This is a genomic window from Photorhabdus africana, assembly GCF_035181445.1.
Classification (GTDB): domain Bacteria; phylum Pseudomonadota; class Gammaproteobacteria; order Enterobacterales; family Enterobacteriaceae; genus Photorhabdus; species Photorhabdus laumondii.
In genome coordinates this window covers 67,011-80,743 of the sequence record NZ_JAXBVE010000002.1, presented here as the reverse complement: position 1 = coordinate 80,743, position 13,733 = coordinate 67,011, and the positions used below count along the sequence as shown (strand labels likewise).

Genomic DNA, 13,733 nt, shown 5'->3' with positions numbered 1-13,733 from the left:
TCTTTTACAGCAAAATGCCGATATTTAAGATCGGCATTTTTGTTCTTATTCAGGATGATGGCTACTTTTACGTTTGCCCGGCGAAGCTGAAACCGGTCAGACTGAAACAGCAATCTCTGGAGCATGAAACGATGTTGATGACTATTGCAGAACAGCTTGAACAAAAAGGGCTTGAGCGAGGTATTGAGCTAGGTCGAGAAGAAGGCCGAGAGGAAGGCCGAGAGGAAGGTAAAGTGGAAACGGCTCGTGCCTTATTACGGCATGGCGTGAGTTTGGACATTATTGTCACTAGTACCGGACTGAGCCGGGATAAAATTGAAATGTTAAAGCATTAAATTCATCTTCTCTTTTACAGCAAAATGCCGATATTCAAAATCGGCATTTTTGTTCTTATTTATAAGGGAGCGAAATGACACCTTAAGAGCATGGGGAACGTGATTAGGTGAGTTGTTTGCGGAAACAAAATGACTTGTTCTGTTTCGTCAAAACCTCAATGTTCATGCGCCTGATGTGACCGTTTATTATTGATTTTGGCATCCGAACAGAGTTCATTATAACTTTTAAAATAGTAGATCACTTGGAGGGAACTCAGTCCAATTTTTGCAATCTGATCAATTGTCAATAATCCCAAACCACTAAACGGACTGAATTATGCCTATCATAGCGCCTATATCCCGCAATGAACGACGCCAGATGAAAAAAATTATCCATCAGTACTTTCTATCGTTACTGACATAAATGGGTATCGTGTGGCGAAGGGCAGCTCCGACGCTTAAATTACCCGATCCCGAGTACCATGAAAAAATGGCGAAAATAATTGAGACGTTGTCAATGTGTTCAGAAAAACATCCCGTTTTTTATGTCCATAAAAGTCGACTGGTCAGTGATTGACTGGCCCGTCATCCTAAATTTAACCTATTGTTTTTACCTGCTTATTCTCCCTGGCTGAATAAAATTGGGCGTCTGTGGCAATCCTTGCATGAAACGGTGACACGAAATCATGGCTGTCAGTATATGTGGCAGTTGTTTGAGAAAGTGAAAACGTTTTTAAACTCATATCCCTACAGGAATAGCAGAGAATAAAAAGAGTCGGTGTCCATATCTTCAGAAATACGAACTTTTAACATGGCTGTATTCATATGTGCCTCGCTGTCTCTTAATTTGTATCCTTAACAGTGAGACTATTGCGGACACAAATCAAGATAACAAGATCGATAAATAAATAACGTTAGTTTTAGACGTTAGTTAAATTAATTTTTCCTGTGCCCATTCGAGGCCACTTTGATATTCGGATGGCAACATGGGGATAAGTTTTTGCAATGTATCTTTTAATTCATTTTTATCAAAGTGAGAAAGATTAAGATGACCGACTTTGCGTGCGGGGCGAACTTCTTTTTCATACCAATGTAAATGTACTAATGGCAAGCTTAGCCATTGGGTATTGATATCCGTACCAATCAAATTGATCATAACTGACGGTGCAGTGACTTCTGGTCGAGGCATGGGCAAATCCAGAATAGCACGCAGATGTAATTCAAACTGGCTGATAGATGCGCCGTTCTGAGTCCAATGACCGCTGTTGTGAACACGTGGTGCGAGTTCGTTGATCAGTAAATTATCACCGACAATAAAACATTCCATTGCCATCACGCCGATATATTTCAACTCGTGCATAATCGCTGACAACATACTCTCGGCCTGTTGTTGTAAATGGTGACGCTGTAAATGGTGATGCTGTAAATAGTCATTTTCCTGAGGAGAGACAATACTGGCACGCAGAATGCCATCTTGATGCAAATTGTGCGCTAAGGGGTAGAACACACAATCGCCATTTTTATTGCGGGCACCTACCAGTGAAACTTCGCCAGAAAAAGGAATGGCTTGCTCAGCAATACATTCACCATAAATATCGGCGGGTAATTCTGTTTCATCTCCGGGACGAATACGCCATTGCCCTCGGCCATCATAACCACCCATGCGGCGCTTAACGATAATGAAATTACCGAGCTCAGAGAATAATTGCGGCCATTGGTTGGTATCAGAGAGTAATTGCCACGGAGCAGTTGCCAGCCCAAGGCTATCCATTAACTGTTTTTGCGGTAGACGGTCGGCCAGACGAGGAAAGATATCTCGATTAGCGAAAGCCTTATGGCGGGCCAGTTCTTGAGTAAGCGCTGTTTCCGGCCAGCGCTCAATTTCAGCGGTAATAACGCTATTCTGATAAGGAACTGCTTCGGGTTCTGCATCAAGGCCAACAGGATAAACCGTGATACCTAAAGGCTCACCAGCTTGACGTAACATGCGGCCGAGCTGACCATTGCCTAATACACAAACTGGCTTCATGCTTCCTCCCGCGGATCGGGATTATTGAGTACATCCTGAGTTTGTGTTTCACGCCAATGGTTGAGGCGTTTCAGTAAATCTTTATCATGACGCGCCAGAATCTGTGCAGCCAGTAGAGCTGCGTTTGCTGCGCCGGCTTTTCCAATCGCAAGCGTGCCGACAGGAATCCCTTTCGGCATCTGTACAATAGAGTAAAGACTGTCTACCCCATTCAGTGCAGCGCTTTGTACAGGTACGCCGAGAACTGGCACTAGCGTTTTAGCAGCCAGCATGCCGGGTAAATGAGCGGCACCACCGGCACCGGCGATAATGACATCAAAACCATGTTGCTCAGCTTGTTGGGCAAAACTGAATAGTTTATCGGGTGTACGGTGAGCAGAAACAATTTCAACATGAAAAGGTACATTAAGAGAAGTGAGAATATCAGCCGCGTGCTGCATAGTCGTCCAATCGCTTTTAGAACCCATGACAATGGCGATTTTGGCATTGTGTTGAGTTGTTCCTGCTAAATCAGGCTGGGCAGTCATAAATCAAATGCTCCTGTGTTTTAACGTCCACCAGAATGAAAATAACGCTTTAAGGCCGCGGATCATATCATGCTCACAAGCTAAGGAAAACGATTGCGTTACTTTATACTTTCGTTGCCATACCTGGATGTGGGTGTTTTTGATTAATCAGAATGGGAAAGAGATAAGATCAATTGATTTATCCGTTATTTTGAACATCGATCCCTGATGATGCCATGCGCCAAGTACACCACGATAAACGGTTTTATCATGCAGAGGAACTTCATGTACAAAAGGGCGGTGGGTGTGTCCATGAATCATCCAGTCAGCTTGATACCGCTCAAAAGTGTCAATAACAGCTTGCTGGTTTACATCCATAATGGCTTCGGATTTTCTGCTGTTGACCGATTGGCTGTTTGCTCGCATTTTTACGGCAATTTTTTGGCGGATAGACAGAGGTAGCAGTAGAAACAGACGTTGGACCCACGGGGTATGAACCCGCTTACGATATCGTTGATAACCTTCGTCATCAGTACACAAGGTATCGCCATGTAGAATAAGCACTCGCTTACCGTACAATTCCAGTACTTTTTCCTGTGGGAGCAAGATAATGCCGCTCTCTTTAGCAAAGCGTGAACCGAGTAGAAAATCACGGTTGCCATGAATAAAGTAACAGCTAACACCTTGTTGTTGCACAGTTTTTAATGCGCTAGCGATTTCACGGTGGAGAGGGTTGTTATCATCATCGCCAATCCAGTAATCGAACAGATCGCCGAGAATATAGAGGCTATCTGCCTGAATGGCATCCTCACGCAAGAAGCGCAGAAAACCGGCAGTGATTGCCGGTTCATGTTCGCTGAGATGTAAATCCGCGATAAAAAGTGTACACATATGCAGTGAATTATTCGCTGACAGTCACTTTTTCGATGATAACATCTTCGAGTGGTACATCTTGATGCATACCGCTGCGACCGGTAGAAACGCCTTTGATTTTATCAACAACATCCATACCTTCGATCACTTCGGCAAAGACGCAGTAACCCCAGCCATCAGGGCGCTCAGAGCGGAAGTTCAGGAAATCATTATCAACAACGTTAATGAAGAACTGCGCAGTTGCTGAGTGTGGATCGTTAGTACGGGCCATTGCCAAAGTACCACGGTTGTTTTTCAGATCGTTATTGGCTTCGTTTTTGATAGCTGCATCAGTCGGCTTTTGTTTCATACCAGGTTCGAATCCACCACCCTGAATCATGAAACCGTTAATAACACGGTGGAAAATAGTATTATCGTAGAAGCTATTGCGGCAGTAGTTCAAGAAATTCTCAACAGTTACAGGAGCTTTATCAGCGAAAGTATTAATTACAATATCGCCAAAATTGGTATGGAAAGTCACCATAATTGAAATCCTAATAATAGTTTTGATTAACCCGGTTAGGGCATTTGGACCAAGCGGCTTTTATATCACATCTACCATAATGAGTCAGTACATATTAATTTCAGTGAGCTATCTTGATCACTAACCTTGCAAAGCGCTTAATATCAGGTTTCAATATCCGATTGGACTATGCCCATATCGAGCATTTATTGATGAGATAAGGAATAAATCCAGAATTATCAATTCATTATTTTTAACACACGTACAGTGAATTTACGGAAAATCTCGATGCTAAAAATTTTCAATACCCTCAGTCGTCAGAAAGAAGAATTTAAGCCAATCCATCCAGGGAAAGTCGGGATGTACGTGTGTGGTATCACGATTTATGATCTGTGTCATATTGGTCACGGCAGAACCTTTGTTTCTTTTGATGTGGTTGCTCGTTATCTGCGCTATCTGGGATACGACTTAACTTATGTACGTAATGTGACCGATGTTGATGACAAAATCATCAAGCGGGCGGCAGAAAACAGTGAAAGTTGTGATGATCTGACCGGCCGTATGTTGGCGGAAATGTACAAAGATTTTGATGCGCTGAATATCTTACGCCCTGATCTGGAACCCCGTGCGACTCGGCATATCCCGGAGATTATTGCGCTGACCGAATCGTTGATAAAACGTGATCATGCTTATGTCGCAGATAATGGCGACGTCATGTTTTCCGTCGAGAGTGATCAGGATTACGGATTGCTTTCCCGTCAGGATCTCAGCCAGCTACAAGCAGGAGCGCGAGTGGAAGTGGCTGATGTTAAGCGCAACCCGATGGATTTCGTGTTGTGGAAAATGTCCAAGCCTGGAGAACCAAGTTGGAAATCGCCGTGGGGCGCGGGCCGTCCTGGTTGGCATATTGAATGTTCTGCCATGAACAGTAAACAGCTAGGTAATCATTTTGATATTCATGGTGGTGGTGCTGATCTGATGTTTCCGCATCATGAAAATGAGATTGCGCAATCTACCTGTGCCCATGATGGCCCGTATGTGAATTACTGGATGCATTCAGGGATGGTGATGGTGGATAAAGAGAAGATGTCCAAGTCGCTAAACAACTTCTTTACTATCCGAGATGTATTGGAATATTACGATGCAGAAACGGTACGTTATTTCTTGTTGTCAGGCCATTACCGCAGTCAACTTAACTATACAGAAGATAACCTAAAGCAGGCTCGTACCGCACTTGAACGACTTTATACTGCTCTGCGAGGTACAGATGCTTCTGTATTGTCGGCCGGTGGTGAAGTATTTGAGGCGCGTTTCATTGACGCAATGAATGATGATTTCAATACGCCAGAGGCTTATTCGGTACTGTTTGATATGGCTCGTGAAATCAACCGCCTAAAATCAGAAGATATGGATGCAGCGAATGGCTTAGCGGCTGAATTGCGCAAGCTGGCGGGTATTTTAGGTTTGTTGCAACAACAGCCGGAACAATTCTTGCACCGTGGTATTCAGGCTGACGATGAAGAGATTGCTAAAATTGAAGCGCTGATTAAGCAACGTAATGATGCTCGTAAAAATAAAGATTGGCCGCTGGCAGATTCTGCTCGTAATCAGTTAAATGAGATGGGCATTGAACTGGAAGATGGGCCGCAAGGGACAAGCTGGCGTCGTAAGTAAGCCTGATAGAGTACAACTGCCTTGATAATTAAGGCTCCCTTTTAGGGAGCCTGATCCTGATTACATTATTATGACTTCTCAGTGAGTTGCACACGAATATTAATGACTCTTCCGTCTGGAATATCGCATGGTTCAGCATCATGGTAATAAACGACTTCCCCTGTTGCAGTTACACTTTTTACGCGCTTATTTTGAGCAAATTCTGGAGCGTCTTTATTTTGACGATGGTAACATTCGATTGTTATATCACCGCTGGCTGTGTCTACCGATTCACGCACCCAAATGAGATTTAACCCGTTGCTGTCTGCCGGGATGATAGTTCCACCGTGAATTCCCCATGCACCATCTTTGGCAAAACCATTGCAGCCGCTGATACGATATTTCCCTGTATCTATATGCTTAACAGTCACTCCTTCAGCTTCGCTGGTTAACTCGTAAGTTCCGTCTGGATGAATATCTACAACTGGGCTGGATACTCTGAGAATACCGTTAGTGTCGAAGTGTGTGTTTTTATCTGTCCGAAGTCGGCTAACTCTTGTATTTCCACCCCCATCATATCCGTGAATAAAGCTAATACCGGCATGGTCATAATGCGCGACAAATCCTGCCCATGCGTCATGCATTCTTGTTATATAGCTGCATGCCCACGGATATCCAATACCACTATCGTTCTCTCCAGTTCTAAATGCATGACCACCCTGTGGCAATGATTTTATCCATGCGGTAAAATCACTTAGATTCGCTGGATTAATATACTTTGTCTGGATAAATTCAGATCCTTCGGATTTTGCATATGCCCCAATATCCGCCGGCGTTGGTTTGTTTTTTGTTGTATAAATATCAGTCCAATCTTCCTCAAAGCCATAATTATCACGGGCAGAGCGATAAGCAATTCCACCGTTTCTGTATTGCACTTTCAACTGAAAAGCTGGGCAGCTTCCAGCACCGTTATTGAAATGAGCGATATGCTGAGAATCTATTCCAGGTCTCAGCAAGTCATATAACCCGGTGTCTGCATTCCAAGGGACTGGATTATTAACAGAGTATCCGCCTGCTAATCCGAGTCTAAATGCCCCAACATCCGCTGCCGTTGGTTTATTTTTTGTTGTATAAATATCAGTCCAATCTTCCTCAAAACCATAATTATCACGGGCGGAGCGATAAGCAATCCCGCTGTTTTTGTACTGCACTTTCAATTGAAAAGCTGGGCAGCTTCCAACGCCATTATTGAAATGAGCGATATGCTGAGAATCTATTCCAGGTCTCAGCAAATCATATAACCCGGTATTTGCATTCCAGGGGACTTGATTACTAACAGTGTTGTTTCCTGTTAATCCAAGCCTAAATGCCCCCACATCTCCAGCGTTCAGATTGATATCCCCGGTTAACGCTTTCCCATTAATTTTTCTACTATTCGGTACCGAATTTTTAGCTAAATTGCCGGTTTCTGCTAAGCCGATATTTTTCACAAACGCATTTTTATCAGGAATGTCTGCGCCATTTTGGTTTTTTGCTAATCTGTTGTTAGCATTATCATTTACATCAGAAACAAGTTTTTGAGTGACTGCAAGTGAATTGCTGTTGCCTGTTTTATCTGTGAGTTGAACAATTCCTTTTTGGGTTAGTGAAGCACTTGGAACTTCTGTCGCAATCTTTTTTTCTAAGGCTTTATTTAACTGAGTAGTGAGTTTGACTATATCCCCATCATCCAGAACATCATTGCCATATTGTGTCGCGATAAAGTTAGCTATTACAGATGATATTGTTGAAGATTGACGTAATGCTTTATTAAGTAAATGAGTGGTGATATTTTCTGGTGGAAATCCAGCCTTTAAAGCCGAGCTTGTTTCATACCCTTCTTGGCTTACTACGTTAGCATTATTACTAATAGAAAAAGCTTTAAAATCATTCTTGGGACTCATATACTTTCCTCAAATTAAATAATACTATTTTATAATTAACATATTGAATTATTGTAAAAATAACTCCCGCCAACTCATGCTGATCATAGTCTAGTTAGGAACGAGAATAATGGAATATTCTTATATCTTATAGGATTAATTATTTTTGTATATTTGGTGGCAGTAAATAACTGGAAATTTTGCAACCAGAAATATATCAAAGCTATTTGTATTTAATATATGAAATTCATACTTATATTTTTTTGTTTTTAGAGATTGACCAGAACGTTCAAAACGGATTGAGTTATATTAAGTAGTCTACTATTTGACATGGTTATTTAGTAATAGAAAACATATTACATTTGTTCTGAATAATATGTTTTCTATATTATTACGCTCTGTTTTATGCCTATTTCTATAACTTCATATTGCCAAGAATTAAAGTTACAGTAATAATGGATAATAACGTTGTCCATGTAATAATAGATGCCATTGCCTCATGATCACCACCCATTTGTTTAGCTAATATATAAGCATTGCCGGCACAAGGCACTGCGGAATATAGAATAGCAATGTTTGCGGGAACGCCTGATACACCTAAATATTTTATTATCAATATGGTGATAAGTGGCATTAAAACCAACTTAAGTATAGTCGCATAAGAAATCGAAAGTATCTTTTTTATATGCATGCTGATGATCAATCCAGCTCCTACGGACATTAAGCTTAATGGTGTAGCTGCGTTCGATAAGTAAATAAAAAGTTGCCTGATTGGGCCGGTAATATGAATGTTAAAGTAGTTTAGCAATACTCCAATAATTGCACCAATGATTAGCGGGTTTTTAGCTAAAGCAAGGATAGCACCACCGAGATTTTTCTTACTTCCGTGACCATAATGATTCATTACGAGTACGCTCATAATATTGGTAATAATTATCATATAGGCCACAAAAAATCTGGATAATGCAACTCCCTCACTGCCGAATAGTGATTGTGAAAGTGCTATAAAGACATATGAATTATATCTAACTCCTCCTTGGAAAATGGATGTAAATAGATCTGGTGTAGTGTTAAATAAAAATCTACCGATGAAAATAATAATAGCGATTATTATTGTTGAACTTATGGTTGATACGATTGGATAGAAGTTGTCAGAACCAGAGAAATTAGCTTCACTAATATCTAATATTAATAAAGTAGATTCCAGCAGCCATTGCCTCACATCTGAGCTGTCTAGATTAGTGGAACGGTAGGATGGTACTGATAAAATCAGCTAATGATACTGCTAATTATGCTCATTTCTCCTGTATCGGTACAGGCATGATTTTGAGATCATGCGCGATACTAAATTCTGCTTCGGTTTTTTCCCGCAGAGTCTCTAATGTGACATTTGGCGCATGTTCTTTCAGGATTAACTGGCCTTGTTCAAAGCAGAAGACGCCTAATTCAGTGACAATCATGTTGACTTTGTTGATGGCGGTAAGTGGCAGAGTACATTGCTTGAGGATTTTTGCTGAACCGTCTTTGGTGCAATGTTCCATTGCAATGATGACCTTGCGCGCTCCAGTGACAAGATCCATTGCTCCTCCCATACCAAGGACCATTTTCCCCGGTATCATCCAACTGGCTAGATTGGCGTGTTGATCAACTTGCAGACCGCCCAGAACACAGGTATTTACGTGACCACCTCGGATCAAAGCAAAAGAGAGGGCACTGTCAAATATGGCAGCGCCGGGCAGGATACCGCAAGGTTTTCCGCCAGCGTTGACCAGATTGGGATGTACTTCTGTAATCGGTCCAAGGCCCAGTATGCCGTTTTCTGACTGGAGAGTAATATGAATATTATCAGGCAGATAGTTCGGGACTTGCGTGGGAATGCCGATGCCAAGATTGATCACGTCGCCATCTTGTAGTTCGAGAGCAACACGGTGGGCAATGACTTGTTGAGTATTCATTATTAGTTTTCTCCTGGATAAACGATGTAGTCGATCAATGCGCCGGGTGTTATAACGCAGTCCGGTGTAATCTCACCGACTTCAACCAACCTGTCCGGTTCGGCAAGTGTGATGTCCGCTGCCAAGGCGATCACTGGGTTAAAATTTCGGGCGCTTAACTGATAGGTCAGATTACCGTGATAATCGGCAAGATGAGCCTGAATCAACGCGAGATCGGCGCGTAGCGGGAGTTCCAACAAATAGTCTGTTCCATTGAGGGTGATTTTTTGTTTCCCATTTTCGACAATAGTACCCACTCCGGTTGGGGTTAGAAATCCGCCCAGACCGGCGCCTCCGCAGCGAATACGTTCGATCAACGTACCCAAAGGAACCAGTTCTACTTCTATTTCTCCAGCAAGCATTTTGCGTCCGGTTTCCGGGTTAGTGCCAATATGTGAGGTGATAACTTTTTTCACTCTGTTATTAACCACAAGGGGGCCAATGCCGGTGTCGATACGGCCAGTATCATTAACAATCAAGGTCAGGTTTTTTACACCGGAGTCCAGCAATGCGGTAACCAAGTGAGGAGGTGTACCTACGCCCATAAAACCACCGGCCATAATGGTCATGCCGTCATAAAAATGCTCCATAGCTTGTTGTGTGCTAATGAGTTTATTTTTCATATCGATTCCTTATATAGGATATATGGATATACCCGTTATCCTTCAAGTTGCCTCTTTGTTGGCTGCACTCGCTCACCCCGGTCACATCGTTATCTATGCTCCCGGGGATTCTCTCCCTTGCCGTCGCGATGCATCTTGAAATCCATAGGGTATATAGGCGTGTATCAGTAAAGCGGTTGGTTGCTGTGATCAAACGAATATCGGTTTTAATGGTTTGGCTGCCACCAGGACATTCGAACTCTTTTTCATGGCTGAACAACTCGTTTTCGAGTAAGGACTCCGGTAAAGCCCCACAGTTAATTTTGATGAACGGACCTTTAGCCCGCGGACTATTATAATGAATGGCTTTAGCGATTAGCCCTTTACCGGTACCACTTTCACCAGTAATTAATACTCTGGCGTGGCTACGGGCAATTTTCGCGCTGTCACAGCACAACGCCATCATTTTGAGGCTGTTAGTTAAGATCCGATCCCAACCGTAGTTGTCGGATGAGGCACGGCGTCGTTGATTGACTTCCTGCTTCATCAATTAGCCTCCGAGAAATCTCGCTGTTCAGGATATAGGGGGAAAGGCGGTGATTGGGAGTATAGAAAGCGTTGCCGAATGGGAGCAAGGGGGAAAATGGGTAAGTGTGAGGGGCTTCTAATGGGTTTGGTTCACTTTAGCCTTATAGGTGTATGGCGTAGGGATGATCTGTTAATACCGGGAGGCACAGCATTGTATTCAATGCCGTGCTTTGAATACATTCACTAAGATAATTTTAGATGAGGGTTTCTAAGAGAAATAGTTATCGTTCCGACCTGATTACCGTTGCGGATATCTTTTCCATAATTAAAATCAAAATATTTCATCTGATCTCCGGTTTCTACTACCTTTCCGTTAATCGCTGTGAAATTTTTACGTAGCAGTGTATTGAGGCCATAAGCATTAGCATCTTTTGGTGCAACATCAATGACAACTTTTCCTGTATTCTCTTTTCCTTCAGCCATGAAATTGAATACACCTTTAGGGTAGTTTTCTCTGTGAATATTTAATGGAAAGTGGATGCCATCTATAGAGTTGAGATTTAATGAAGTTGCTCCGGCTTTTAGAGTGAAATTTGTGTCGAATAAAGGTTGACCTTTTTCATCTAAATCAGTTTCTATTCTTAATTTTTGAGAATTTATGGACATCTGTGCATTATCTTGTAAGATAATATTGCTATTATATATATCGATAAAATGACTTTTAAGCATAGCGTTAGAGTATTCTGTGATAAAGAAATCACAATTTAGTGAAATATTAGTTTTTAGCACTTCATTATTTTCTTGTGTTTTTTCTACAGTCCCCACAACCTCTACAGTAAGCTGGCTTTTTCCTGACATAGTCACTGTTGATTCTTTTAATTTTGTATTTATGTGGTTGCTAATTCTTACAATACCGGCATTTTCTATTTTGAAGGTACTTGAGTTTTGTAGTTCAATTCTATGTCCATGTTTGCCTGAAATTTCACGATTAAGATAAAAGTTAACAGGTTTTTCTTTTTTTCCAGATATTATGAGATTTCCTGATGATATTTTTATTGTTTTTGATAAAGTTTTATTGCCCGGATTATCTTGGGCAGTCTGTAGTTGATTAAGAATAGGCCACTTAATATCATAGTCGCTAGGGCAATCATTTTTATCAAAAGACAGTGTTAATGTATTTTCTCCAGCATCCATTGTGAAGGTGGTGCCAATTTCTTTATTAAATGAGTATATTGGAGGAATCGTTTTGTTATCATACTCTTCAGTGTATGTTTGATCTCGATCCGGATACCAAATAAAAGAGTTTTCAGATTTTTCGTTCATTTTTAGCCCTTAGTATTGATTTTTCATAATTAAAATTTGTTTAACATAAATATAGTTCAAAATAAGTAGATTTCAAGATACTTTCAATCTATTTTATTGTGGTTTTGTTACTGGTGAATGGAGCCTGATATCAGTATTTTTCGTTGTTTTTGGTAAAAAACTTTCAATGGTTTATACCCTATGGATTTCAAGATGCTTTGCGACGGCAAGGGAACGAATCCCTGGGAGTATAGATAACGATGTGACCGGGGTGAGAGAGTGCAGCCAACAAAGAGGCAACTTGAAAGATGACGGGTATATATTAGGTACTTTATAGCAACGCTTATATTTCACCAATATACTTTCTGTGGCGGACTAACCAGTTTTCTCGTGCATTTTGCATTTTGCAAGTTGCAAAGGGGAAAATTCTAATTACTATGCGTTTCGTTTTATTGTTAGGAATAATTATTATTTAAAGATATTGTATACAGGATAAAGGATTTAATTATGGAATAGTAATCAGTTCGAGGTAATATATCTTGTTTGCATTATGTACTTTGCTTGGATAATAAAAATATCCAATTTGATTGTTTAAAATAATTTAAAAAATTAGTGGAAAAGAGTGGGGCTTCAGCTATAGTTAATCACTAATATAACATGATAGATAAAAATAATTATTTACTCTGTAAATAAAAAATAAAGTTTACCATTTAAAATTATCTTTAAATTTAAGGAGGAGATAAAAGATTAATTCATCAACTAAGAGCCTATCTCAATAGGCGTAATTGTTGCAGGCCATTCTTATCAATGAACAGTGAACACGGACAGCGCGGAAAAACCGGAGCGTACACGTAGTACGTGAGGATTTTGAGCACTGCCCAGGTTCGCTCTTTATGGCAAAGAAGGGCAAATAAAATAGCCCTATTGGGATAGGCAGTAAATTAGATATAGTATTTTATATTTGGATGTGAATATTAATTTTATTCAAAACTTTATCGTAATTTTTATTTAATTTATTAATAACATAGGTGAATGAAATGATGGAAAAATTAGATGCTGTTGATGCTCAGAAAGTCCTTGATTCGTTAAAAGTAACAACTGTTAAAATGATTCACAATACCCTGGACGATGCGTTGCGTGCGACAGTCAATGACGTGACCATACCTCCGATTATAGATTCAGGAAAGATGCAGCCTAGAAATACCCCAATTCCATTGATAAACCGTCATAGTGATCCTAACGATGTACTTCTATACAGAACTGTAACTGATGACGTAGACGATTCTCAGAATATTTGGGTATTCCAAGATCTAGAAAGTGATAAAAATATTATTAAGTATCATGTTGGTAAAACGTTTAAATTTGAAAAAGCGAAAGAAATGAGGGGCGTTAATGGGGGCGGTGGAGGTAAGCTTTTAGTATTTAAGCTGAGTGATCCAAAAGATAAAGCCTCTATTGTTCCGACAATATACAATGAGAAATAATGGTGTGCCAAGAAATATACTTTC

General features: G+C 40.8%; 11 protein-coding genes and 3 pseudogenes. 4 read left to right on the top strand and 10 right to left on the bottom strand.

Annotation, left to right across the window (positions count from 1 at the left end):
- Positions 1 to 98 precede the first annotated feature (98 nt).
- Together SLS51_RS01465 and SLS51_RS01460 are read left to right on the top strand one after the other, a co-directional pair.
- Positions 99 to 335 (top strand): annotated as a pseudogene (locus SLS51_RS01465) (Rpn/YhgA-type helix-turn-helix domain-containing protein); the annotation flags it as partial.
- 365 nt (positions 336 to 700) lie between these two features.
- A pseudogene (locus SLS51_RS01460) lies at positions 701 to 1,083 on the top strand (transposase); the annotation flags it as partial.
- Positions 1,084 to 1,245: 162 nt separating this feature from the next.
- Here SLS51_RS01460 and purK read toward each other — a convergent pair.
- From purK to ppiB, 4 genes are all read right to left on the bottom strand, one after another.
- Positions 1,246 to 2,343 (bottom strand): 5-(carboxyamino)imidazole ribonucleotide synthase, encoded by a 1,098-nt coding sequence (gene purK, locus SLS51_RS01455; protein ID WP_323834831.1) that lies wholly within the window; start codon positions 2,341 to 2,343, stop codon positions 1,246 to 1,248.
- Positions 2,340 to 2,870, bottom strand: coding sequence for a 5-(carboxyamino)imidazole ribonucleotide mutase (gene purE / locus SLS51_RS01450; protein ID WP_323834829.1), 531 nt, complete (start codon positions 2,868 to 2,870; stop codon positions 2,340 to 2,342). The genes purK and purE overlap by 4 nt, the downstream gene beginning before the upstream one ends.
- 147 nt (positions 2,871 to 3,017) lie before the next feature.
- A complete protein-coding gene (lpxH, locus tag SLS51_RS01445) occupies positions 3,018 to 3,740 on the bottom strand; it encodes a UDP-2,3-diacylglucosamine diphosphatase (protein ID WP_214087513.1) in 723 nt (240 codons plus the stop codon).
- Positions 3,741 to 3,750: 10 nt separating this feature from the next.
- Positions 3,751 to 4,245, bottom strand: coding sequence for a peptidylprolyl isomerase B (gene ppiB / locus SLS51_RS01440; protein WP_323834827.1), 495 nt, complete (start codon positions 4,243 to 4,245; stop codon positions 3,751 to 3,753).
- Positions 4,246 to 4,512: 267 nt separating this feature from the next.
- On the opposite strand from ppiB, the gene cysS reads away from it, so the two are divergent.
- The gene (cysS, locus tag SLS51_RS01435) at positions 4,513 to 5,898 is read left to right on the top strand and encodes a cysteine--tRNA ligase (protein ID WP_323834825.1); all 1,386 of its coding nucleotides are present in this window, start codon (positions 4,513 to 4,515) and stop codon (positions 5,896 to 5,898) included.
- A 68-nt stretch (positions 5,899 to 5,966) separates the two neighbouring features.
- Here cysS and SLS51_RS01430 read toward each other — a convergent pair whose 3' ends face one another.
- From SLS51_RS01430 to SLS51_RS01405, 6 genes and pseudogenes are all read right to left on the bottom strand, one after another.
- Positions 5,967 to 7,820, bottom strand: a complete 1,854-nt coding sequence (locus tag SLS51_RS01430; protein ID WP_323834823.1) for a phage tail fiber protein — start codon at positions 7,818 to 7,820, stop codon at positions 5,967 to 5,969.
- Positions 7,821 to 8,214: 394 nt separating this feature from the next.
- Positions 8,215 to 9,021 carry an AEC family transporter gene (locus SLS51_RS01425; RefSeq protein ID WP_323834820.1) on the bottom strand — a complete coding sequence of 269 codons (807 nt, stop codon included), beginning with the start codon at positions 9,019 to 9,021 and terminating at the stop codon, positions 8,215 to 8,217.
- 73 nt (positions 9,022 to 9,094) lie between these two features.
- Positions 9,095 to 9,754, bottom strand: a complete 660-nt coding sequence (locus SLS51_RS01420; RefSeq protein ID WP_323834818.1) for a CoA transferase subunit B — start codon at positions 9,752 to 9,754, stop codon at positions 9,095 to 9,097.
- A gap of 2 nt (positions 9,755 to 9,756) precedes the next feature.
- Entirely contained in the window at positions 9,757 to 10,416 is a 660-nt protein-coding gene (gene atoD / locus SLS51_RS01415) for an acetate CoA-transferase subunit alpha (protein ID WP_323834816.1), read from the bottom strand.
- 172 nt (positions 10,417 to 10,588) lie between these two features.
- Positions 10,589 to 10,942, bottom strand: a pseudogene (locus tag SLS51_RS01410) (sigma 54-interacting transcriptional regulator); the annotation flags it as partial.
- A gap of 224 nt (positions 10,943 to 11,166) precedes the next feature.
- The gene (locus SLS51_RS01405) at positions 11,167 to 12,246 is read right to left on the bottom strand and encodes a hypothetical protein (protein WP_323834815.1); all 1,080 of its coding nucleotides are present in this window, start codon (positions 12,244 to 12,246) and stop codon (positions 11,167 to 11,169) included.
- Positions 12,247 to 13,262: 1,016 nt separating this feature from the next.
- On the opposite strand from SLS51_RS01405, the gene SLS51_RS01400 reads away from it, so the two are divergent.
- Entirely contained in the window at positions 13,263 to 13,709 is a 447-nt protein-coding gene (locus tag SLS51_RS01400) for a hypothetical protein (protein ID WP_323834813.1), read from the top strand.
- Positions 13,710 to 13,733: the final 24 nt, after the last annotated feature.